This window comes from Paraburkholderia aromaticivorans (assembly GCF_002278075.1).
Taxonomy (GTDB): domain Bacteria; phylum Pseudomonadota; class Gammaproteobacteria; order Burkholderiales; family Burkholderiaceae; genus Paraburkholderia; species Paraburkholderia aromaticivorans.
This window is the reverse complement of record NZ_CP022992.1, coordinates 362244-383539: the sequence shown is the minus strand read 5'-3', so window position 1 is coordinate 383539 and position 21296 is coordinate 362244. Positions and strand designations below refer to the sequence as shown.

Genomic DNA, 21296 nt, shown 5'->3' with positions numbered 1-21296 from the left:
AGTCCTCTGTTTGGTTGGTGGTTGAGCCGGTGGTCATACCACCGGCTCTTCAGGCAGCAGTGCTCAACTTGCCTTCTTCATGCGCATCTTCTTGTAAATGTCCACCCATGAGTAGCCGTGGGCGTCATCACCGATTTCGCCGGGTGCCAGACCCATGTAAGCCAATGCGCCCCCCAGATCCATCGGCTGCACCAAGCCAGCCAGGAAACGGTCCACCAAAGTCATATGGCCCGCATAACGCTCCGGCTCCTGCTCAAAGCACCACCGATCCGGCTCCGAGCCGAAGTGATACAGCCTGCCGTTGTATTCGAGCGGATAATCCTGCACGGCCCACCCGTTGCCCGGCGTGTAATTGATCGGCAGGTTGCACATGTTGCACACGATCGGCAACGTCTCCGGGTACGTTTGCGCGATGTTCCCGTCGACCAGATTGTCGATGATCACATCCCAGCACTGGCCCCAGGTGTCGTTCCAGCCAGGGTATTTTTCTTCCAGCCAATCCCGTTCTGCGGGCGTGACGCCGGCTGCCGGGTTCCACCAGACGGTAGGACGCCAATACCAGACGCCCAAATGCATGCCATGATGCTGCTGATCGAGCTGCTGCAGGAACGTGTCCCAATACCAAGGCTTGTCGAGCCCCAGATCGCTCAGTGCGCGTTCAAACTGCGCAACAATCCATTCCTGCATAAACTCCTTGAACGACTGCTTGCGATGCTCGAGCGGGGTGTAGTAGTCCATCACCGGCCCAGTCAGCACCGAAAACAGCCTCCACGCGCGCCAAAAAGCGATGTCAACCTTTTTCTGGGCCTCGGCTTTCTTGCCGTTCTCGATCAGAATCTGGAGCGTTGGACCGCCGATCTGTGCATGGCGCGACTCGTCGGTCTGCACACTCGAGATCAGACTGGCGAATGTGTGATCCCCGGCCTCCGCAGCGTCTGCCGCCAGCCCAAGAAACTGCATGTTGGTGAAGCCGGTTTCAAAGCTGAAGGTCAGCATGATGGCGACGCTGATCGCGTCGCGCGTCATCATGATGTCATCGAAGAAATGACGTGCGGCAATCGCTGCCCATTCGTTGGTATGGAAGGCCTTGGCAGCCCAGTCGAACTGACGGTCTTTCGAGACGTGCTCATGAGGAAAGTAGAGCTGGATCTGACCGTGACGAATTTCGTCCATACTTCCCAGGGTCGCCATATTGCGCATGCCCGGTGCCTTGGAGAAGCGCATCATCCGCGCTTCGGCGCTCGAGGCGGAATATTCGGCGAGGGCAATGGCACCATAATGCTGCTTCATCACCGTAAGCCAACCCGGATCAGATCTTTCATAGATCTGGCTGCGCTCGAGCGCGGCCTTCACGGAGTACGCGCCAGCGTCCTTCTCGCGTTGGACTTTGACATACTCCGGGTAAGTCTGCTTGTATGGTTCGTCGTAGGTCTCCCACTTTTCCATGGGAATGCCGTGATCTCCACTGAGCTCGGGCGGAAAAAGCTCGCTCTCCGTGACGTACTTCGGCGACCAGTTAGTCGTCCTGGCAAGGTCGTACCAGTCCATCCGATTTAACAAAGCCATTTTCAGTCTCCATAATTTCTAAGGCCAACTGGCCCTCAACACACCACACACATAACGTCCTAACGCCCTCGCTTCCTGGCGCTTTGACCCGCGATTCCAAAGTGTTCTTTCGGCATTTCGGTAATGAGCACGCGGATGGACTCCACCGGCGCATCAATCGCGCGATGGATCGCCTCGGTGACCTCGGCGATCAGCCGCTCCTTCTTTTCCGCATCGCGGCCTTCGATGATGTACAGCTGCGCAATCGGCATGGCTATCTCCTTTAAACGAAGCGCAAACCGGTGCCGCCCATCCCCTGCACCCGCAGGGCGATGGCATCCCCCGCTCGCACGGCAATGGCCTCCGTGATCCCCCCTGACAGAATCAAACTGCCCGCCGGAATCTCCTCGCCACGCGCGCCCAGATGATTGGCCAGCATCGCAATCGCCGCGGCCGGGTGGCCCAGCACCGCGGCGCCCGCCCCGAACGCAACCGGCTCACCGTTTTTCTCCAGCACGATGCCGACGGTGCGCAGATCCACCTCAGACACTGGCAGTGCGCGCCCACCCACCACAAAGCGTGCGGCCGACGTGTTGTCCGCTACCACACTTTTGAGATCGAACTTGAAATCGCGGTAGCGCGAGTCAATGACTTCGATGCCCGGCATCACGAAGTCAGTCGCCGCCAGCACCGCTCCAATATGACAGCCCGGGCCTTTCAACGGCGCTTTGGTAACAAAGGCGATTTCCGGCTCGACCTTGGGATGGATCAGCGCCTCGGTCTTGCACGTGCCGCCATCGGGGATCGCGTAATAGTCGGCCATGAAGCCGAAGACAGGGCTCTCAACCCCCATCTGCTTCATTTTGGCGTGCGAGGTCAGCCCCGCTTTGAGCCCAACGATCTTCCCGCCGCGGGCCAGCTTGCGGCGGCGAATCTCGTCCTGGATCGCGTAAGCGTCATCCCAATCCATCTCGGGATGCTCATCGGTGATCTTGAGCGTGTCTTGCGCGTGGAGCTCGCAGTTCTCGAGGTGCTCTGCAAGGCGCGCAATGGTGGTGCGATCCAGTTTCATGCCGCCACCTTCTGCGCCTTTGACGCACGCGCTTTGGCCAGCGTGATGGCCGTGTCTTCAATCATGTCTTCCTGGCCACCGACCATGCCCCGGCGCCCAAGCTCGACCAGGATCTCGCGCGCCGGTACGCCATACTTTTGCTCGGCGCGCTTGGCAAACAGCAGGAACGACCCGTAGACCCCGGCGTAACCCAGGGTGAGCGAGTCGCGGTCGATCCGGATGGGGAAGTCCATGATCGGCACGACCAGGTCTTCGGCCACGTCCTGAATGGCCCACACATCCACTCCGGTCTGAATCCCCATTCGGTCGCATACGGCGACCAGCACCTCCATCGGCGTGTTGCCCGCACCCGCACCGAGACCAGCCGCGGCGGCGTCGATGCGGGTGGCGCCACACTCAACGGCCGCAATGGAGTTGGCGATCCCCATCGCCAGATTGTGGTGGCCGTGAAAGCCCAGTTCCGTCTCCGGCTTGAGCGCCTCACGCACCGCGCCAAGGCGGGCCCTGACATCATCGGGCAGCATGTAGCCAGCCGAATCGGTAATGTAGACACAGTTGGCGCCGTACGACTCCATCAGCTTTGCCTGCCCGACCAGCCCTTCAGGACTGTTCATATGCGCCATCATCAGGAAGCCCACCGTGTCCATCTCAAGCTTGCGCGCCAGGGCAATGTGCTGCTCTGACACGTCAGCCTCGGTGCAGTGCGTAGCCACCCGGATGGTGTGCACGCCAAGCTCCTTGGCCATCTTCAGATGATCGACGGTGCCGATGCCCGGCAACAGTAAAGCCGAGACCTTGGCCTGCTTCATGAGCGGGATCACGGCCCCCAGATATTCTTCATCGCTGTGGGCCGGAAAGCCATAGTTGACCGACGAGCCGCCCAGGCCATCGCCGTGCGTGACTTCAATCAGGGGGATCCCGGCTGCGTCCAGGCCGCAGGCGATGCTTTTCATTTGCTCCAGCGTCATCAAATGGCGCTTCGGATGCATGCCGTCACGCAACGTCATGTCGTGGACGGTGATTTTTTTTCCTTGCAGGTTCATCTCTGTTCTCCTTGACGGCTCAAGCGACAACCGGTTCGAGCGTGAGATTGCCGGCAATCATCTCTTCGGCAAACATCTCGGCGGTCCGGGCCGCGGCAGCGGTCATGATGTCCAGGTTGCCGGCGTACGTGGGCAGATAGTCCCCCAGGCCCGCCACCTCCATGAAGACCGTCACACGCTTGCCGTCAAACACCGGGCCGTTGACCAGCCGGTAACCGGGCACGTACTTCTGGACTTCCCTGATCATCGCGTGAATCGACTCGGTAATCTTCTCGTGATCCGGCTCACTTTCGGTCAGGCAATGAATCGTGTCGCGCATCATCAGCGGAGGCTCCGCCGGGTTGATGATGATGATGGCTTTGCCCTTCCTCGCGCCCCCCACCTTTTCCACCGCGCCGGCCGTGGTCCGCGTGAATTCGTCAATGTTTTTGCGCGTGCCGGGCCCCACCGATCGGCTCGATACGGTCGCGACGATTTCTGCGTATGCCACCGGCTGCACGCGCGAGACCGCAGCGACCATCGGAATGGTGGCCTGCCCGCCACAGGTGACCATGTTTACATTCATCTCGCGTTTGCCCAGGTGCCCTTTCAAATTGACCGGCGGTACGCAGTACGGGCCAATTGCCGCCGGCGTCAGATCGATCATCATCACGCCCAGCGCGTTAAGCTTGCGCGCGTTTTCCGCGTGAACATATGCACTGGTGGCATCAAACGCGATCTGCACACCATCGGCCAGCACATGCGGCAGCAGCCCGTCGACACCTTCCGCCGTGGTTTTGATGCCGAGCTCACGGGCTCGATTCAGCCCTTCCGATTCCGGGTCGATGCCCACCATCCACACCGGCTCCAGCACCGAGCTGCGCTTGAGCTTGGCCAGCAGATCGGTGCCGATATTGCCTGGTCCGATCAGCGCACATTTGATCTTTTTCATGACCTTGTCCTTCCTATAAAAATGACTTTTACGCACGGCATCCGACAACGGCCGGGCGTGGTGCCTGGCCGGGCGCGTTCAGTGAAACCGGACCGAACAACCGCCCAGACCGCCAATACTGACGCGGAAACTGTCGCCCGCCTTGGCCGGGAACATCGCCGCCAGCGCGCCGGACAAGATCACCTCGCCCGCCTTGAGTGCAATGCCCAGACGCCCCAGCGTGTTGGCCAGCCAGGCCACGGCGTTGACCGGTGAGCCCAGTGCCGCCGCGCCGCAGCCCGTGGCGATAATCTCGCCATTACGCTCCATCACCATGCCGCACAGCGTCAGGTCGAGCTTGCGTGGATCGACCGCGTGATCACCCAGCACGAATACGCCACAGGAGGCGTTGTCCGCCACGGTGTCCTGAATCTTGATCTTCCAGTCGCGGATGCGCGAATCGACAATTTCAAAGCACGGCATCACGCATTCGGTCGCCGCCAGCACGTCCACGTTGGTCACCCCCGGCCCCATCAGGTCTTTCTTGAGGATGAACGCGATCTCGCCTTCGGCCTTGGGCTGAATCAGCGTGCCGATCTCGATCGACTGCCCTTCGTTGTAGATCATGCCGTCGAGCATGTAGCCGAAATCCGGCTGATACACGCCAAGCATGTTCATCACGGCCGCCGACGTCACGCCGATCTTCTTGCCGATGATGGTTTCACCAGCCTGCACACGACGCTCGATCATGCGCTGCTGGATGTGATAGGCGTCCTCGATCGTCATATCGGGGTGGCGCTCGGTCAGCGGATCGAGCACGGTTCGCGTGGTCAGTGCCTGATACAGGGCGTCGCCAAGCTCGGTGATTTGAGTTTTGTCCATGATCACAATTTGATGCAAACGTTTTTGAGTTCCGTGTAGAACTCCAGCGAGTGGACTCCGCCCTCGCGCCCGATACCCGACTGCTTGGCCCCGCCGAACGGCGTGCGCAAATCGCGCAGGAACCAGGAGTTCACCCACGCAATGCCGACCTCGATGGCCCCCGCCACGCGGTGCGCACGCGACAGATTGGTGGTCCAGATCGCCGTGGCCAGGCCGTAGTCGTTATCGTTGGCACGGCGGATCACCTCTTCTTCGCTGTCGAATGGCATGACCAGCGCGCAAGGGCCGAAGATCTCCTCGCGGGCAATCACCGAGTCGTCGCCCAAGCCCGTCCAGATGGTGGGCTGTACCCACGCGCCGCCTTTGAGCGCGTCCGGCATATCGGGTACACCGCCGCCCGCCACCACCGTCGCGCCCGCTTCAACCGCCTTCTTGTAATACGACAGCACCTTGTCACGATGCTCTTGCGAAATCAGCGGGCCCATGCCGGTGGCCGGATCTTCCGGGCGGCCGAGCTGCATGCCTTCAGCGCCTTTTTTGAGCGCGGAGACAAAACGATCAAAGATAGGGCGCTCGACATATACCCGCTCCGTACCCAGGCAGACCTGGCCACAGTTGGCGAAGCACGAGCGCAGCGTGCCTTCAATGGCGGCGTCGAAGTCGCAATCGGCAAACACGATGGCAGCGTTCTTGCCGCCCATCTCCAGACTCACGGGGCGCGCACCGTCAGCCGCGGCCTTCATGATGGCCGCACCCGTGCGGGTTTCACCGGTGAAGGTGATGGCGTTGATGCCGCGGTGGGTGGTGAGGAATTCGCCGGTGGAGCTGGGGCCGAAGCCGTGCACGACGTTGTAGACCCCTGGCGGCACGCCCGCCGCGTTCATCACTTCGCCCAGCAATGCAGCGGTCTGCGGCGTCTCTTCGGAGGGCTTGACCACAACGGTGTTGCCACAGGCCAGCGCTGGGCCGACTTTCCAGGTCATCAGCAGCAGCGGCAGGTTCCATGGACAGATCACCCCGACCACCCCGACCGGTCGACGCATGGCGTAGTTGATCGCCCCGACACCATCCGGTGTAGGCATTTCAAAAAACTCAGTGGGCACGTTCTTCACCACATCGGCGAAGATCTTGAAATTGGCCGCCCCACGCGGAATGTCCACATGCCGCGCCAGGCTCATAGGCTTGCCCGTGTCCTCTACCTCAGCGGCAAGGAAGTCGTCAAAACGACGGTTGATGCCGTCGGCCACCGCGTACAGCACTTCCACGCGCTGGGCCAAGCTCATGCGCCCCCATGCTCCCTTGAGCGCGGCCTGCGCCGCAGCCACCGCCGCGTCGACTTCGGCACGGCCGGCTTCGGCCACCTTGGCAATGACCGCGTTGTTCAACGGCGAGCGCTTCTCGAACCAACGCTGACCCGGCACATATTCGCCGTTGATGAAGTTGTGGATTTCTTTAGCACGAGCGACGGACTGGTTTCCAGTGCTCGCGGTCGCTTGGGGATCGGTAATCAGCATGATGTTTCAGTAAACTTCCTTGTTAGGCAAATGTGGTCGCGGCGGCAGTCGACTTTCCGGAAAGATTCAGGTTTGAGTTAGACCTAGCAGGCTCAATCCGGCTTGCGCACAGTGCTCGTCCTGCTCTTCGGTACCGCCAGACACGCCAATACCCCCGATGCGATGGCCACTTTCAACAATCGGCAAACCACCGCCGAAGGCGATGAAGCGGGGCCTTCGCACGATGCCTTGGCGGACCGCTTCGGAATGACTCAGCAAGGCCTCACTCCACCGACTGGTCGGTAAGCCGAAACTGGCTGCCGTGTATGCCTTGTCGATGGCGATCTCGATGGAGTGCAACGGCGCTCCAGGCATGCGCAGAAACGCGGCAAGATTCCCCGCCACATCGACCACCGCGATGTTCACGCATACGCCGAGGCGCTGCGCGTGCAGCGCAGCTGCCTCGACGACGCGGTTAGCCGCAGGCCAGTTGATCAGCCGCGCCTCGACGCTATGAAGTGAGTCAGCCTGAGTCATGTGCTATCTCCTGCGTGGCAGTCAGGTGTAAACCTCGGTGAATGACTGGACCAACTCACCGGTGTGATAGAAGATGCCGCTGCCGAGATGCTCTTCCGTCCAGGTCGTCACAGGCCGATCAGGTTGAGCGAGGTAGCCCAGGCCGGCAAAGGTCTCGTTGCGATTCCCACTTGGATCGAAGAAATAGATCGTCTCCCCGCGGGTAATCCCATGGCGCGTCGGCGCCACGTCGATCTTGACCTTGTTCTTGGCCATGACGTCAGCCGATTTCAGTACGTCATGCCACGAGTCGAGGAAGAAGGCAATGTGGTGCAAACCATTGCGAGGCCCACCTACGAAAGCGATGTCGTGCGGCGTGGACGTGCGGAACATCCACGTTGCAGCCTGAATGCTACTATCCGGACCTACCATAACTTGCTCAGCCAGATAAAAGCCCAGGCATTCCTTCATGAACCGGGTATTTTCCGCCACCCGATTCACGCCCGTCTCCGGATTGAGTTCACACATCAATAGGCAGTGATCCAGCCAATGGGCGCCTGCCCCCTTGACGTCATCGGGCCACGGGTCAGGATTGGTCGTTCCGACTCCGGTGCCCACATATTCCTTCGTCGCAAACAGACGCATCTCATGTCCGCTCGGCAGGTTGAACTGCAGCATACGACCGGTCGAAGGAAGGGTACCTTCGGGGAGCATTTGTGTCTTGAAGCCATAGGCTTCGATACGCTTTTGCAGCGCGTCCAGGTCGGCATCGTGCTCAACCTTGTAGGCGACATGGTTGAGCCCTGCTTGATCGGACGGCGTCAGAATAACGGAGTACTTGTCCCATTCGTCCCAGCACTTGAGGTACACGTTTCCATGTTCGTCCTCCATCGTCCTTTTCATTCCCAGGACGTTTTCGTAGTGCTTGATTGCCAACGCCATGTCCATCACTTTCAGACTGGCATGGCCGATTCGCATCACACCCATGGTCTATCTCCTTCGGCTTATTTCGTTGAATCTTGGGCTACCTGAAAGCTCAACCCTTTGAAAAAGGGCTTTTGCATCTTGCCGACCACCTCCAGTTCTACATCATCAGTGGGCGCCACCCGGCACGCCAGCACCACACCTTGCGCTTCTTCCGCCTCGGAAATGTGCGCACGGCTCATTGCTCCAGTTTTGCGCACGCTGCCTCTGCACACCGCGACCTTACACACCCCGCACCCGCCGCTAAGGCAACCAACTGGTATGCCGCGACGCCCAAGGCGTGCCATGCCGGCAAGCAGAGACTCACCGAGAGCGCAGCTGAAACGCTCGCCGGTCTGCTTGACGGTCACGTAGACCTTCCCGTCCTGAGTAGTCACGATCACACCCTCTTGAAAAGCGGACTGCGTACTTGTTGGGCATCGGCTGCGGAAATGAACTTCTCAAAATAGATGTCGCGTTCGAACAACCGGCCCTGGATCAGGGTCGTGACGCAGGCGTCGATCATCGCCGGCGGCCCGCACAAATAGGCTTGGTGGCCGGAAAAGTTGTTCTGGAAATGAGCCTTGGCGACCTCGTGAACGAAACCCTGCGCCAAGGGATGCGTCGCACCTTCTGCTTTTTCCGATAGTGCCGGCACGTAGCTGAAGTTCGAATACCGCTGGCTGAGCTCGCGGAACTCCTCGTCGTAATACAGTTCTGCCTCATTGCGCTGGCCATAGACCAGAGTGATAGGCCTGCTCCATCCGCTTTGCAACAAGTCGATAATCATCGACCGAGGGCTCGACAGGCCTGAACCACCTGCCATGAAAACCATGGGTTGGTCGGCTGACCTGCGCACGAAAAACCGGCCATAGGGACCCGTCACGTGCAGAATGTTCCCCACCGCCAGTTGTTCATGGATGTAACCCGTGCCCTGTCCTCCCGGAACCCGGCGAATATTGAGCTCGATCTCCCCCGTTGCTGCGACGTCCGCAGGTGAATTGGCAATGGAAAACGCCCGTGTCTGGCGCAACTCGGGAATTTCAAGTTGCACGTACTGACCCGCCTGAAAATGAATCGGTTGATCGAGTCTCAGGAAGACGGCTTTGATCGTCGGTGTGAGTTGCTCGATGCGTGTCACCTCGGCATTGAAATCCTCGACCGGGATGACTTCGGCGTCCGGGTCTTCCTCGATGTCGGCCTCGATGGTCGTATCATCGAGCAAGGTGGCACAGCAGGCCAACGCCTTGCGCTCCTCGCGCTCGAAGTCCATCAGCGCGAAGGGATTCGCATCGCCGAGATCGACTTCTCCGTCACACACCTGCACCTTGCAGGTTCCACATAGCCCGTGACCACACGCGTGCGGAATGTAAATGCCTTGGCGCAAGGCCGCGTCGAGTATAGTTTGCCCTTCCTCCACCTCAATGGTGGCACCCAGGGGCTGAATGTTGAGTTGATAGGTCATTGTTCAAATCGCCGGAGGCCAATCACACCGCGGCCTGTAACTTCGGCTGCGGTGTGATTGCGCTGCCATGACGCAATCTCAATTGCAGGAACCGCTCAGACCGTTCAAGCCAGGCGTGCGAAAGCGGATCACGTCTTTGTGCGTCAGACCGTTTTCAGCCAGCGACTTCGCCGGGTCGGGATGCCACGGCTGGCCGGACTTAAACCACTGCACCTGGCTCCAGTCGATTTTTGAGAAATCGGGGTGATAGCCATAAGTGCCGGGCAACACCTGGGTGCACAGCGCACCGAACAACGTGTCCGACGGCAGGGGCAAGGCAACTGGTGCCGCAAACAACAGATGGTCTTCCCAGCCGATAAACAGCAACGGCGCCGGAAAGTTTTCGCGCGCGTCTCGTGCCGGGAACTTGTAGGGTTTGAGGGCAACAACGCTCATTTGGCTTCTCCTTGCAAGACCTCTCCACGCCAGGCAGCAAAGTTCTTTTGGTCTTCCGACCCCTCGAAATCGAAGTTGTCCCGGCCTACATTCAGGTTGTAGTAGTCGAGCAAGGCCATCAAGGGATCGAAACCTTCCTTGGTCGGATCGGCATCCGGCTTGAAACAGTTTCCTTGATACACTTGCTGCGGCGGAAGCCATGACTGCACGAACTTCTCGGGTTCGTTGTCAAAAATCTCCTTGCAGTGGTCGCTGCAGAAGTGATACTTGTCGCCGAGGTAGTCCGACTCGCGATAGCAGATCTTGGTTGCGTCGCCAGGCTCGGTGAATATCATCGGAATCTGGCAGGTAGTGCAGAGCATCGGCAGCGTCTTGTTGTAGAAACGGTTGCCCTTGGCGGCCTGCTCGCGCCAGTAGTCCCAACGCGGACGGTAATACTTGTCGAACGTCTCGGGGTACTTCTCCGACAGCCACCCCATTTCTTCTTCTGTGGGAACCCAGGTGTGGATGGGGGCCGCGGCGTTATAGTTATAGAACACGGCGAAGGTCTGATGGCTGATGTGGTCCTTGCCTTCGCAAGCCTGGTCCCAGCCCTTGGGCTTACGGATGCCGTAACGCGCAAGATCCTTGAACAGCGCGCCGCCGTTCTGCTCGACGTACATCTCCCAGCTCTCGCGCCAGCTCATCACCCGGTTAGGCAGCATGTAGTCCTGCATCATGGCCACGATGCTCAACAGCCGATAGCCGCGCCAGAACCACTTGTCGATCCAGCGCTGCACGATGGGCACGTTGTCCGGATCCTGTTCCAGCATGAACTTGATGCATTCGATGCCGAGTGTCATGTGGCGCGATTCGTCACTTTGCGCCGAAAAACCGAAGGTGACCGTCGACATGTCCCCGTTGTAAGCAGCACCCGACATGAAGGGGACAAACAGCAGGTTGGTCAACACATATTCGAACGAAAAGCTCACCGCAGTAAGAAACTCGAACGGTCCACCGGTGGCCGCGTCTTCAAAAAATGACTTGGGCACCGACAAATACCAGACCCGGTCGTACCAATGGATGGAGTTGTGCAGGCCGTTAAAATACTTGTTGTAGTGCGAGAGAGCATGCATTTCGGTCTGGAAGTGACGCAGCTCGTCGATGGACTGCATCTGGCAAGCAACACGCGCCCCTTCACCCGTAAAATGCCGACCAACGTGGGCAAAACCTCGGTGTGCCATATACTCCAGCGGTGTCACACCCTGGATAAACACCTTGAGTGCGTTGACATAGCGCGCGTCGGAAATGCTCAACTGCCCGTTGTTCTGCGCGAAAGCGTCGATGACGGCGTAAAGCTTTTTTTCCTTCTCGCCCTGATATTTCCAGTAGGCGTCCATGGTCAGGCGGAAGGGGTCTTCCCATTTATCCCAATCGTGGATCTTGATGCCTTCGTACTTGTCGTACGGGAACACCTTGTCCATCGGCTGGTAGCTCGTCTGCCAGCCAAGTCCGCGGGTCATCGCTGCGTAGCGATCCTTTAAACCGAGTTTCTTCTTCTGCACAGAAGTGTCCATTTCAATTTCCTCTTTGCCGTGTTCAGTGTTTCCAGCTCAGCGTGAACTGTTCGTCATCCTCGTCGATATATCCGGACAAGGTGATCAGGTTGATGTGGATTTGCTGGAGATCGAACTTCATGCCGATCCGGTCTTCGATGCTTTGACGGTTTATTGTGAGATGCCCGGGCGCATCGATCTTCACCATGCCAGGCGATTCTGTGGCGACCGCATTAGGGTTATCAGCGAGAATCGCCTCCACCACCGGTCGAGACTCCTCGTTAGCCTGAAACGCGATAAATACGTTAGACATGAACATTCCTCTATGACGGTCAGGAATATAAATTAGCGGTTACAGAACAATCCCGGCCTTCGCAACGCGGGCACGAAGTCGCTGCCTTACTTCTTCCAAGGCGTCGTGGCCGTTTTCCGCCAAAGCCATTTCAGCGACAGGCAACAACGCTGACGCCGCCTGATCTTCCCAGGTACGCAACCAGTGAATGAGCAGCGCTTTGTTATCCTCCGATTCGGCCGCCATGGTCTTCACTACCGCATCGACCCAGCGACTGGATTCGTCATGCCACTCGGGCATGAAAGTGGTTAGCATTGCCACTGCGCTACCACCGTTGAGTGTGATGTAATCGTCGACGAAAGCGCCGTAGATCATGGGATAAAGAAGACCGTCGAGCGCCAGATTCTGGGCGACGAACAGTTCCACCGGATCTTGCAGCACCAGAGTGTTTTCCACATAACGACGCAACGGTTGCCAATCGGGACTCGTCATCCAGGCTTGCTTGGCTTCGTCAAGAAGATCGGGTCCGGACATTACCAGCGCCAGTCGTGTGAGATACTGCGCTACACCCAGATTGTCCATTGCGTGGAACATAGCCGGCGCAGTGAAGGTCGTGCCGTAACCCAGGGCACAGATCTGGGAGTTGTTCATGTTCGCGCCCCAGGCCGCGTGGCGCAAAGGCACGAGAACGGAAAGCGCCTGTTGTCGAACCTCATCGGAAACGAGATCGATCATGCCGCGCGACTCGACAAACTCGAAGTTGGATTCCATCGCGTCTTGCTGCCGCGCTCGGGTCATCGTCCACGACGCGTAGTAGAACTGACGCGGGTCTTTCAGCGCATACCAGTCCTTCATTTGGATCGCGGTGCGCGACGTGTCGAACAGTTCATGCTCGGGATCCCACGTGGGCCGGTAATGAAAATTCGCTGCCGGTTGAGCACCTACAGTGCCTTCCTGATAGCGCGAAGCGGCTTTATCGGCTCCGATGTATTGAGCCACGTGCGTGTAGGTGTGACGCAGTGGTTTGATTTCCCGCGTCTTCAATTCGATGGTCATTAACTGCTCCTGTGGTTGTGAACCGGGATGGGATGCGATCAGACTAGGCGCGCTTCATCAGGCTGCTCGGCGCTGCTCACAAGCAAATCAATGCCGCACAATCTCGCCGAAGGCATCCAATCGCGTCACCTTCTGCGCGAGGCAAAATTCTTCGAACGCAGCAACGGGCAGCATGAGCTCGACACAGAGCTCGGGGGTGCCGACTGAAAATTCGAACTGGACGAATCCCTGTGTGTTGATGGCGGTAACGCTGACAAACCTGAGGTTCGGATCGAACCCGGGTTCCGCCTCAAGGGCTGCTTGCTTGTGCATCGCCTGTGTCTCCGATTCTGTGTTTTCACGATTCTGTGTTTTCATATCTCAATGCAAGCCCCGTGCCATCGGCAGCAATGAGCCATTATTGCTGCTTTGCAGCAATGCATTTACAGGTGAGCTGCTGCGGGATCGTCATCTGTCGTAATTCGTTCCAAGCATCCTGCGTTAAACGGCCAGATGCTTCCTGCGTTTGGGCGCCGCCTTCTGCCAGGCACAAACCGAAGGACGCACAACCGTCACACAGAATCGATACAACACAGGGTATCTACGGAGGTGCCGGCGAACGAGGTCAAGCTCATTGTGCAATCGCACATCGAAAAATCTCTGGGGTGCTGTCATAAAATTCGCGAACCAGGAAAGGGGCGCAGGTCGCTCAGATCAGAAATTTCTGAAATGCACATCCCAGCAATTGCTGATATGGGGCAGATCGGCATCGTGACCGAATTGCGCGTGAGCGCGGCGAACATGACGTCGGTGAGCCCGCACGCGCGGCGCGCCGTGCGCGAAGCCGACGTGGCGCGCCGCGTGATGGATGCGGCGCGCGAAGCGCAGGAGTTGCCGAAAGGCATTTCGAGCGGTCTCGCGGCGGTCCATGCAAGACGTCCGTTTCCGTACAGCGCCGATGAGATCGACGACTTTGCGCAGGCCGTGCGCGATCCGAATTTCCGCGTGCAGGCCGCCGCCGACGGCGTTCACGTGTACAACCGCGACGGCCACTGGACGGCAAGCGATCCGTTCGAGCTATATCCCCGCCTGAAGCTCGATACCGACGGCGGTCACGCGTTCTACATCGGTGTACAGCTCGCCCGCGCGCAGATCGCGTGGCAGCTCGGCAAGCGCTTCGACCAGGACCAGCCGCTCGATCGGGGCTGCGCGGCGGACCGGCCGGAAGAGGATCAGAACGCGTGGTGCGGGCCCGGCACGACGATGAAAAAGCGTTGAGCGCGATGCCGGGCCGTGCCCGGCAATCTCACGCCGCGTCCTTCCACTTGATCGAGCACCCGAGCGCCGGATACTGCGCCTCGGGCCCGGTTCCGGTTTGCGCAATCTGCTGCATCGCTTCGAACAGCTCGCGGCGCGCGTCGGGAATCGCCTCCTTGCGCGACGCATCCAGCCGCCCGCGATACCGCAGGCGCAAATCCGCATCGAAGCCGAATAACTCGGGCGTGCAGACCGCGCCGTACGCGCGCGCGACCTGCTGCGTCTCGTCGTACAAGTCTCGTCGTACAAATACGGAAACGGCAATTGCCAGTTGGCCGCAAGCGCCGCCATTTGCTCGAACGAAGCTGCCGCGGCAAGCCTGTTTCCCCAGCTGCATACCCTGAAGTTCGTGGCCACCGGCGAGAATGCGCTGATCATTGGCAAAACTGGCACAGGCAAGAGCACGTGGCGAAGACAGTAGCATTTCAGGCCGTCTGGCACGGCCAAAAGGTGCAATACATCGAGACCAGTGACTTCTTTAACCGCTACGCACTGAGCCCACCGGCCTAGCGCGAAACGAGGCTACGGGCCACCCTTGAGTGCGATCTGCTCGTGCTCGACAACCTGTTCCTCTCGCGCACGATCCCCGACGATGCGGGCGCGTTGCTGCAAACGCTCATCCATCAACGCTACAGCTGCACCGCAGCGTGGTTGTCGTCACGTCCAACCGGGTCGTGCAGGACTGGGGCATCTATCTCGGCGATAACACGATGAGCGCCACGATCCTCGACCGGCTCATGCACCACTGCCACCTGCTCGCGTTTGACGGACTTAGCTATCGTCTCAAGGAGGGCGCCGAAACAAACCCTTGCGCGAAAAACAAAGAGAGCTAAATAACGATCTTGTCCTGCTTCACGGGGTGGGGGAATTTACGTGCCCATAAGTAAGGGAATTTGAACTGCCCGCCGAGGGACGATTGTTCACGGCATCCAGCTCGTCGCGCATCTGGCCGATCGCCGCGGCGTAGTCGTCAGCGCCGAATACCGCTGAGCCGGCGACGAACACATCGGCGCCCGCCCGTGCGATGTCCGCGATGTTCGACGCCTTCACGCCGCCGTCGACTTCGATCAGCACCGGCCGCCCGGTACGCTGCACCGTCGCGTCGACCTTCTCGCGCAATGCCCGCAGTTTCTCGAGCGTGCCCGGAATGAACGCCTGCCCGCCGAAACCGGGATTGACCGACATCACCAGCACGAAATCCAGCATCTCGAGCACGTGATCGAGCACGGAGAGCGGCGTGGCCGGATTGAGCGCGAGCCCCGCACGCACGCCGCTCGCCTTGATGAGGGCGATCGTCCGATGCACGTGCAGCGAAGCCTCCGGATGAAAGCTGATCAGGTCCGCGCCCGCCTCGGCGAATGCCGTGACGAGCGCGTCGACTGGCGTCACCATCAGGTGCACGTCGAGCGGAACCTTCGTATGCGGCCGGATCGCCTCGCACACGAGTGGCCCGACCGTCAGGTTCGGTACATAGTGGTTGTCCATCACGTCGAGATGGATCCAGTCCGCACCCGCGTCCACCACTTCGCCGATTTCGTCGCCGAGGCGCGCGAAATCCGCCGACAGCAGCGAAGGCGCAATCAGGAATTCGCGCATCGTCGTCTCCGGTCGATATCGTCAGTGATAGCGGCGCGCCATCGCGTCGAGCGGCAGCGGCTTGATCCGGTCCGCCTGCCCCGCGCAGCCGAACGCCTCGAAGCGCTCGACGCACACGCTCTGCGCCGCCTCCGTCGCGGCCTTGAGCGCCTTGCGCGGATCGAACTCCGAGCGCGCGGTGGCAAACGACTTGCGCATCGCGCCGGTCATCGCGAGCCGGATGTCGGTATCGATGTTGACCTTGCGCACGCCGTGCTTGATGCCGCGCTGGATCTCCTCGATCGGCACGCCGTACGTCGACGGAATCTCGCCGCCGTATTCGCGAATCACCGCGAGCCACTCCTGCGGCACCGACGACGAGCCGTGCATCACCAGATGCGTGTTCGGAATCCGCTCGTGAATCTCGACGATGCGGTCGATCGCGAGAATGTCGCCGGTCGGCTGGCGGCTGAACTTGTACGCGCCGTGCGACGTGCCGATCGCGATCGCCAGCGCATCGACGCCCGTGGCTTCGACAAATTCCTGTGCCTGCACGGGATCGGTGAGCAGGTCTTCGCGCGACAGCGTGCCCTCGGCGCCCACGCCGTCCTCTTCACCGGCCTGCCCGGTTTCAAGCGAGCCGAGACAGCCCAATTCCCCTTCGACCGACACGCCTACCGCATGCGCGGCCTCGACCACGCGGCTGCTGACGTCGACGTTGTACTCGTATGGCGCGGGCGTTTTCTGATCGGGCATCAGCGAGCCGTCCATCATCACCGACGTGAACCCGGAACGGATCGCCTGCTGGCACACCGCAGGGCTCGCGCCGTGATCCTGGTGCAGCACGAGCGGAATATCCGGATGCGCTTCGAGCGCGGCGAGCACCAGATGGCGCAGGTACGGCTCGCCCGCATACTTGCGCGCCCCCGCCGACGCTTGCAGGATCACCGGGCTGCGCGTCGCTTCGGCGGCTTGCATGATCGCGTGAACCTGCTCCATGTTGTTGACGTTGAAAGCGGGCACGCCGTAGCCGTGCTCCGCCGCATGATCCAGCAGTTGACGCAGTGCGATGAAGGCCATCACAAACTCCTCGAGATCAATCGGAAACTGTCATTGCGCACCGCGCGCGACGCGGCGAGCTTCGTCCACGACGGCTTGCACGGTGACGTTGAAATGCGCGAACAGCGCGGCGGCGGGCGCCGATTCGCCGAACGTGTCGACCCCGACCACACCGCCTTCGAGCCCGACGTATTGCCGCCAGAACGAAGTCACGCCCGCTTCGACGGCGACGCGCGGCACGCCCGGCGGCAGCGTCGCGTCGCGCCATGCGCGCGACTGCCGGTCGAACACGGTGGTGGACGGCATCGATACGACGCGCGCGGCCACGCCGGCCTCTGCGAGCGGCGCGACGGCGTCGAGCGCGAGCGCGACCTCCGAGCCCGTCGCGATCAGGACGACGCGTTTCATGGCCGTTGCATCCGGCCAGTCGCGCAGCACGTAGCCGCCCCGCGCGATCGCGTCGATCTGCACGTCGCTGCGCGTGACGAACGGCAGGTTCTGGCGACTCAGCAACAGGCACGACGGGCCGTCGCGTTCGACCGCGCACGCCCACGCCTGCGCAGTCTCCACCGTGTCGCAGGGCCGCCAGACATCGAGGCCGGGAATCAGCCTGAGGCTCGCCGCATGTTCGACCGACTGGTGCGTCGGCCCGTCTTCGCCGAGGCCGATCGAATCGTGCGTGAAGACGAAGATCGAACGCGTCTTCATCAGCGCGGCCATCCGCAGCGCATTGCGCGAGTAGTCGGAGAACGTCAGGAACGTGCCGCCGAACGGGATGTAGCCGCGATGCAGCGCGATCCCGTTGAGCACCGCGCTCATCCCGAATTCGCGCACGCCGTAGTGCAGGTAGTTGCCGCCTTTGAGGCCCGCATCGTCGGCATGTACCGAGACGGCGGCTTTCCAGTCGGTGAGGTTCGAGCCCGTCAGGTCGGCCGAACCGCCGAGCAGCTCGGGCAACGCTTGCGCCAGTGCTTCGATCGCCTGCTGCGACGCCTTGCGCGTGGCGATCGACTGGGCGTTGCGGTTCGCGTCGCGCACCATCGAACGCACCGCGTCGCGCCAGTGCGCGGGCAATGCGCCGCGCATCCTGCGCTCGAACTCGGCGGCCTCGTTCGGAAAGTGCTTGCGGTACGCTTCGAAGCGCTCGGTCCACGCCGCTTCGGCGGCGGCGCCGCGCGCGCTGGCGTCCCACAACTCACGCACGGCCGCGGGAATTTCAAAGGGCGGATGCGGCCAGTCGAGCGCGCGGCGCGTCGCGGCGATTTCGTCCGCGCCTAGCGGCGCGCCGTGCACGTCGTGGGTGCCCGCCTTCGACGGCGAACCCTGGCCGATCACGGTCTTGCAACAGATCAGCGTCGGCCGGCTCGCGGCCCGTGCGTCGCTCAACGCGCGATCGACCGCATCGACATCGTGCCCGTCCACGTCGCGCACGACGTTCCAGCCGTATGCGGCGAAACGCGCGGGCGTATCGTCGGCAAACCACTGCGTGACGTGGCCGTCGATCGAAATGCCGTTGTCGTCGTACAGCACGATCAGCTTGTTGAGCTTCAACGTTCCCGCAAGCGACGCCGCCTCGTGCGAGATCCCCTCCATCAGGCATCCGTCGCCGACGAACACGTACGTGTGGTGATCGACGATCGTATGTCCGGGCCGGTTGAACTCCCGCGCGAGCAGCGCTTCCGCGAGCGCCATGCCGACGGCGTTCGTGAGACCCTGCCCGAGCGGCCCCGTCGTCGTCTCGACGCCGGGCGTCACGCCGACCTCGGGGTGCCCCGGCGTCTTGCTGTGCAACTGCCGGAAGCGCTTCAATTCGTCGATCGGCAGGTCATAGCCGGTCAGATGCAGCAACCCGTACAGCAGCATCGAACCGTGGCCGTTCGACAAGACGAAGCGGTCGCGGTCCGGCCAGTGCGGATTGCGCGGGTTGTGTTTCAGGTGCCGGCCCCACAGCGCGACGGCGATCTCGGCCATCCCCAGCGGCATGCCGGGATGGCCGGAGTTTGCCTGCTGGACCGCATCGATCGCGAGCATGCGCAGCGCGTTGGCCATCAGCCGCGTGGCGGGCGTTGCGGAAGGTTCTACGACGGCATTCATCGGATGCCTCCATCTACAAGGTGAGCGAAACGCGGTCGACGCACATCAAGCCCGTGCACGCCGGTCCATCAATTGAAGAATCATCGGCGTGAAGATGAGCTGCATCGCAAGGCCCATCTTGCCGCCCGGCACCACGATCACGTTCGGGCGCGACATGAACGAATCGTGCAGCATCGTCAGCAAATACGGGAAATCGATGCCCTTGGGCCGCGCGAAGCGGATCACGACAAAGCTCTCGTCGGCCTGCGGAATCTCGCGGGCGATGAACGGGTTCGACGTATCCACGGTCGGCACGCGCTGGAAGTTGACGTGCGTGCGCGAGAACTGCGGACAGATGTAGTTCACGTAGTCGGGCATCCGTCTCAGGATCGTATCGACCACCGCTTCCTGCGAGTAACCGCGCATCGTCTTGTCGCGGTGCAGCTTCTGAATCCATTCGAGGTTGATGATCGGCGCGACGCCGACGAGCAGGTCCACATGCTGGGCGATGTTGACCTTGTCGGTCACCGCCGCGCCGTGTAGCCCTTCGTAGAACATCAGGTCGGTGCCGGCCGCGATGTCTTCCCACGGCGTGAACGTGCCGGCTTCCTGCTCGTAGAGCGCGGCCTCGGCTTCGTCGTGGATATAGCGGCGAAACCGGCCGGTGCCGCTCCTGCCATAGGTGGCGAAAAGCTCCTCCAGCTCTTCGAGCAGGTTCGCCTCCGGCCCGAAGTGGCTGAAATTGAGCACGCCGTCGCGCTCGCGCTGCTTCATTGCCTCGCGCATTCCCTTGCGGTCGTAGCGATGAAACGCATCGCCCTCGATGATCTGCGCGTTGATGCCCTCACGCCTGAAAATATGCGTGAAGCTCTTCATGACGGTCGTGGTGCCGGCACCGCTCGAACCGGTCACCGCGATAATCGGGTGTTTGACTGACATGCGCTTGTCTCCGGGTATTTATAAGGGTTCTGTGATTCGCGGATTCATCAGGTCGACGCTTCCGGCAGAAATAGCGAGCGTTTGTTGAACAGCGGCGACGTGTACGGCTTGTCCTCGCCGCGGTCGTATTCGCTGTGATAGCGTTGGATGCGTTCCACTTCGTTTTTCGAGCCGAGAATCACCGGCGCGCGCTGGTGCAGCGCGCGCGGAGCGACATCGAAGATGCGCTCGCGCCCGGTGATCGCGACGCCGCCCGCCTGCTCGACCAGAAAGCTCATCGGGTTCGCTTCGTACAGGAGCCGCAGGCGGCCTTCCATCTGCGGCGTCCGGAAGTCGCGCGGATACAGGAACACGCCGCCGCGCATCAGGATGCGATGCACCTCGGCGACCATCGACGCGATCCAGCGCATGTTGAAGTCGCGCTCGCGGCAGCCGCTGCGGCCGTCCTTGCATTCCTGCACATAACGGCGCACCGGCGGCTCCCAGAAGCGTTCGTTCGACGCATTGATCGCGAACTCGCCAGTGTCCTCCGGGATCCGGATATCCGAATGCGTGAGCACGAAGTTGCCGACGTCGCGCTCCAGCGTGAACCCGTGCGTGCCGTTGCCGACCGACAGGACGAGCATCGTCGACGGTCCGTAGATCGCGTAGCCCGCTGCGACCTGCTCATGGCCCGGGCGCAGGAAGTCGGCTTCGCTCACCGGCGCCTCCTGATCGCCGGTGCGGCGCAGCACCGAGAAGATCGAGCCGACCACGCCGTTGATGTCGATGTTCGACGAGCCGTCGAGCGGATCGAAGGCGAGCAGGTATTCGCCGCGCGGGTAGGTCGACGGAATCGTATAGACGGTGTCCATTTCCTCCGAGACCATCGCGGCCAGCAAGCCGTCCCACTCGCAATGCTGGACGAAGATCTCGTTCGTCGCGACGTCGAGTTTCTTTTGTTCCTCGCCGTGCGTGTTGACGCTTTGCGCCGAACCGTAGTTGCCGCTGAGCGCGCCTTTGGTGAGCGTTGCCGAAATCGTCTTGATCGCGGCGGCGACGTCGATGAGCAGCGCCGAGAGTCCGGTAGCCGCGACGGGCGAAGGCTGGCGATCGAGCGTGTCGATCAGGTACTTCGAAAGAGTCGTACGTCCGTCTTGCATGGCAC

General features: G+C 61.0%; 21 protein-coding genes and 3 pseudogenes. 2 read left to right on the top strand and 22 right to left on the bottom strand.

The window, feature by feature from the left end; translation table 11 throughout:
* Positions 1-63: 63 nt before the first annotated feature.
* The 16 genes from CJU94_RS38140 to CJU94_RS38065 form a co-directional block, all read right to left on the bottom strand.
* Positions 64-1566 carry an aromatic/alkene/methane monooxygenase hydroxylase/oxygenase subunit alpha gene (locus tag CJU94_RS38140; protein ID WP_035480067.1) on the bottom strand — a complete coding sequence of 501 codons (1503 nt, stop codon included), beginning with the start codon at positions 1564-1566 and terminating at the stop codon, positions 64-66.
* A gap of 59 nt (positions 1567-1625) precedes the next feature.
* Positions 1626-1817, bottom strand: coding sequence for a 2-hydroxymuconate tautomerase (locus tag CJU94_RS38135; protein WP_011516083.1), 192 nt, complete (start codon positions 1815-1817; stop codon positions 1626-1628).
* An 11-nt stretch (positions 1818-1828) separates the two neighbouring features.
* Entirely contained in the window at positions 1829-2617 is a 789-nt protein-coding gene (gene dmpH / locus CJU94_RS38130; protein WP_095423708.1) for a 2-oxo-3-hexenedioate decarboxylase, read from the bottom strand.
* Positions 2614-3660: a 4-hydroxy-2-oxovalerate aldolase gene (dmpG, locus tag CJU94_RS38125; protein WP_095423707.1), complete on the bottom strand. Its 1047-nt coding sequence runs from the start codon at positions 3658-3660 to the stop codon at positions 2614-2616. Before dmpG ends, dmpH begins: the two co-directional genes overlap by 4 nt.
* A 19-nt stretch (positions 3661-3679) precedes the next feature.
* On the bottom strand, positions 3680-4591 hold the full coding sequence (locus tag CJU94_RS38120; RefSeq protein ID WP_035486339.1) for an acetaldehyde dehydrogenase (acetylating): 912 nt from the start codon (positions 4589-4591) through the stop codon (positions 3680-3682).
* A 78-nt stretch (positions 4592-4669) separates the two neighbouring features.
* Complete coding sequence (dmpE, locus tag CJU94_RS38115; protein WP_042974940.1) at positions 4670-5452, bottom strand: 2-oxopent-4-enoate hydratase; 783 nt, start codon at positions 5450-5452, stop codon at positions 4670-4672.
* 2 nt (positions 5453-5454) lie between these two features.
* The gene (locus CJU94_RS38110; RefSeq protein ID WP_021159335.1) at positions 5455-6966 is read right to left on the bottom strand and encodes a 2-hydroxymuconic semialdehyde dehydrogenase; all 1512 of its coding nucleotides are present in this window, start codon (positions 6964-6966) and stop codon (positions 5455-5457) included.
* A 66-nt stretch (positions 6967-7032) separates the two neighbouring features.
* Positions 7033-7482 carry a GlcG/HbpS family heme-binding protein gene (locus CJU94_RS38105; RefSeq protein ID WP_011516089.1) on the bottom strand — a complete coding sequence of 150 codons (450 nt, stop codon included), beginning with the start codon at positions 7480-7482 and terminating at the stop codon, positions 7033-7035.
* A 21-nt stretch (positions 7483-7503) separates the two neighbouring features.
* Entirely contained in the window at positions 7504-8448 is a 945-nt protein-coding gene (locus CJU94_RS38100) for a catechol 2,3-dioxygenase (protein ID WP_021159336.1), read from the bottom strand.
* Between the two features lie 17 nt (positions 8449-8465).
* Complete coding sequence (locus CJU94_RS38095) at positions 8466-8822, bottom strand: 2Fe-2S iron-sulfur cluster-binding protein (RefSeq protein ID WP_011516091.1); 357 nt, start codon at positions 8820-8822, stop codon at positions 8466-8468.
* Positions 8823-8824: 2 nt separating this feature from the next.
* The gene (locus tag CJU94_RS38090) at positions 8825-9889 is read right to left on the bottom strand and encodes an NADH:ubiquinone reductase (Na(+)-transporting) subunit F (protein WP_035486329.1); all 1065 of its coding nucleotides are present in this window, start codon (positions 9887-9889) and stop codon (positions 8825-8827) included.
* 78 nt (positions 9890-9967) lie between these two features.
* Positions 9968-10324, bottom strand: coding sequence for a phenol hydroxylase subunit P4 (locus CJU94_RS38085; protein WP_011516093.1), 357 nt, complete (start codon positions 10322-10324; stop codon positions 9968-9970).
* Positions 10321-11880 carry an aromatic/alkene/methane monooxygenase hydroxylase/oxygenase subunit alpha gene (locus tag CJU94_RS38080; RefSeq protein ID WP_094068167.1) on the bottom strand — a complete coding sequence of 520 codons (1560 nt, stop codon included), beginning with the start codon at positions 11878-11880 and terminating at the stop codon, positions 10321-10323. The genes CJU94_RS38085 and CJU94_RS38080 overlap by 4 nt, the downstream gene beginning before the upstream one ends.
* A gap of 22 nt (positions 11881-11902) precedes the next feature.
* On the bottom strand, positions 11903-12172 hold the full coding sequence (locus CJU94_RS38075; protein WP_094068166.1) for an MmoB/DmpM family protein: 270 nt from the start codon (positions 12170-12172) through the stop codon (positions 11903-11905).
* Positions 12173-12211: 39 nt separating this feature from the next.
* Positions 12212-13207 (bottom strand): aromatic/alkene monooxygenase hydroxylase subunit beta, encoded by a 996-nt coding sequence (locus CJU94_RS38070; RefSeq protein WP_095423706.1) that lies wholly within the window; start codon positions 13205-13207, stop codon positions 12212-12214.
* Between the two features lie 87 nt (positions 13208-13294).
* Positions 13295-13564, bottom strand: coding sequence for a phenol hydroxylase subunit (locus tag CJU94_RS38065; RefSeq protein ID WP_244221173.1), 270 nt, complete (start codon positions 13562-13564; stop codon positions 13295-13297).
* Between the two features lie 384 nt (positions 13565-13948).
* On the opposite strand from CJU94_RS38065, the pseudogene CJU94_RS38060 reads away from it, so the two are divergent.
* Positions 13949-14464, top strand: a pseudogene (locus CJU94_RS38060) (DUF6513 domain-containing protein); the annotation flags it as partial.
* A 28-nt stretch (positions 14465-14492) separates the two neighbouring features.
* Here the strand turns inward: CJU94_RS38060 and CJU94_RS38055 are convergent.
* Positions 14493-14806, bottom strand: a pseudogene (locus tag CJU94_RS38055) (thioredoxin domain-containing protein); the annotation flags it as partial.
* Between CJU94_RS38055 and CJU94_RS38050 the strand changes: the two are divergent.
* A pseudogene (locus CJU94_RS38050) lies at positions 14806-15336 on the top strand (ATP-binding protein); the annotation flags it as partial. The pseudogenes CJU94_RS38055 and CJU94_RS38050 sit on opposite strands and share 1 nt — an antisense overlap.
* Before the next feature lie 19 nt (positions 15337-15355).
* On the opposite strand, the gene rpe reads toward CJU94_RS38050, so the two are convergent.
* Genes rpe through CJU94_RS38025 form a run of 5 tightly spaced genes read right to left on the bottom strand, consistent with a single transcriptional unit; the run spans position 15356 to position 21291 of the window.
* Positions 15356-16099 (bottom strand): ribulose-phosphate 3-epimerase, encoded by a 744-nt coding sequence (gene rpe / locus CJU94_RS38045; RefSeq protein ID WP_095423705.1) that lies wholly within the window; start codon positions 16097-16099, stop codon positions 15356-15358.
* Positions 16100-16120: 21 nt separating this feature from the next.
* Positions 16121-17158 carry a class II fructose-bisphosphate aldolase gene (gene fba, locus CJU94_RS38040; protein ID WP_095423704.1) on the bottom strand — a complete coding sequence of 346 codons (1038 nt, stop codon included), beginning with the start codon at positions 17156-17158 and terminating at the stop codon, positions 16121-16123.
* Positions 17159-17188: 30 nt separating this feature from the next.
* On the bottom strand, positions 17189-19231 hold the full coding sequence (gene tkt, locus CJU94_RS38035; RefSeq protein WP_095423703.1) for a transketolase: 2043 nt from the start codon (positions 19229-19231) through the stop codon (positions 17189-17191).
* A 45-nt stretch (positions 19232-19276) separates the two neighbouring features.
* The gene (locus CJU94_RS38030) at positions 19277-20149 is read right to left on the bottom strand and encodes a phosphoribulokinase (protein WP_095423702.1); all 873 of its coding nucleotides are present in this window, start codon (positions 20147-20149) and stop codon (positions 19277-19279) included.
* A 47-nt stretch (positions 20150-20196) separates the two neighbouring features.
* Positions 20197-21291 carry a class 1 fructose-bisphosphatase gene (locus tag CJU94_RS38025; protein WP_095423701.1) on the bottom strand — a complete coding sequence of 365 codons (1095 nt, stop codon included), beginning with the start codon at positions 21289-21291 and terminating at the stop codon, positions 20197-20199.
* Positions 21292-21296 lie beyond the last annotated feature (5 nt).

What these genes read in the sequence shown, in the direction of transcription:
- dmpE (WP_042974940.1), bottom strand. Translation starts at nt 5,452, where the DNA reads ATGGACAAAACTCAAATCACCGAGCTTGGCGACGCCCTGTATCAGGCA.
- CJU94_RS38085 (WP_011516093.1), bottom strand. Translation starts at nt 10,324, where the DNA reads ATGAGCGTTGTTGCCCTCAAACCCTACAAGTTCCCGGCACGAGACGCG.
- CJU94_RS38065 (WP_244221173.1), bottom strand. Translation starts at nt 13,564, where the DNA reads ATGAAAACACAGAATCGTGAAAACACAGAATCGGAGACACAGGCGATG.
- dmpG (WP_095423707.1), bottom strand. Translation starts at nt 3,660, where the DNA reads ATGAACCTGCAAGGAAAAAAAATCACCGTCCACGACATGACGTTGCGT.
- CJU94_RS38120 (WP_035486339.1), bottom strand. Translation starts at nt 4,591, where the DNA reads ATGAAAAAGATCAAATGTGCGCTGATCGGACCAGGCAATATCGGCACC.
- CJU94_RS38070 (WP_095423706.1), bottom strand. Translation starts at nt 13,207, where the DNA reads ATGACCATCGAATTGAAGACGCGGGAAATCAAACCACTGCGTCACACC.
- CJU94_RS38025 (WP_095423701.1), bottom strand. Translation starts at nt 21,291, where the DNA reads ATGCAAGACGGACGTACGACTCTTTCGAAGTACCTGATCGACACGCTC.
- dmpH (WP_095423708.1), bottom strand. Translation starts at nt 2,617, where the DNA reads ATGAAACTGGATCGCACCACCATTGCGCGCCTTGCAGAGCACCTCGAG.
- CJU94_RS38105 (WP_011516089.1), bottom strand. Translation starts at nt 7,482, where the DNA reads ATGACTCAGGCTGACTCACTTCATAGCGTCGAGGCGCGGCTGATCAAC.
- CJU94_RS38080 (WP_094068167.1), bottom strand. Translation starts at nt 11,880, where the DNA reads ATGGACACTTCTGTGCAGAAGAAGAAACTCGGTTTAAAGGATCGCTAC.
- CJU94_RS38140 (WP_035480067.1), bottom strand. Translation starts at nt 1,566, where the DNA reads ATGGCTTTGTTAAATCGGATGGACTGGTACGACCTTGCCAGGACGACT.
- CJU94_RS38090 (WP_035486329.1), bottom strand. Translation starts at nt 9,889, where the DNA reads ATGACCTATCAACTCAACATTCAGCCCCTGGGTGCCACCATTGAGGTG.
- CJU94_RS38100 (WP_021159336.1), bottom strand. Translation starts at nt 8,448, where the DNA reads ATGGGTGTGATGCGAATCGGCCATGCCAGTCTGAAAGTGATGGACATG.
- fba (WP_095423704.1), bottom strand. Translation starts at nt 17,158, where the DNA reads ATGGCCTTCATCGCACTGCGTCAACTGCTGGATCATGCGGCGGAGCAC.
- CJU94_RS38030 (WP_095423702.1), bottom strand. Translation starts at nt 20,149, where the DNA reads ATGTCAGTCAAACACCCGATTATCGCGGTGACCGGTTCGAGCGGTGCC.
- tkt (WP_095423703.1), bottom strand. Translation starts at nt 19,231, where the DNA reads ATGAATGCCGTCGTAGAACCTTCCGCAACGCCCGCCACGCGGCTGATG.
- CJU94_RS38075 (WP_094068166.1), bottom strand. Translation starts at nt 12,172, where the DNA reads ATGTCTAACGTATTTATCGCGTTTCAGGCTAACGAGGAGTCTCGACCG.
- CJU94_RS38135 (WP_011516083.1), bottom strand. Translation starts at nt 1,817, where the DNA reads ATGCCGATTGCGCAGCTGTACATCATCGAAGGCCGCGATGCGGAAAAG.
- CJU94_RS38110 (WP_021159335.1), bottom strand. Translation starts at nt 6,966, where the DNA reads ATGCTGATTACCGATCCCCAAGCGACCGCGAGCACTGGAAACCAGTCC.
- rpe (WP_095423705.1), bottom strand. Translation starts at nt 16,099, where the DNA reads ATGCGCGAATTCCTGATTGCGCCTTCGCTGCTGTCGGCGGATTTCGCG.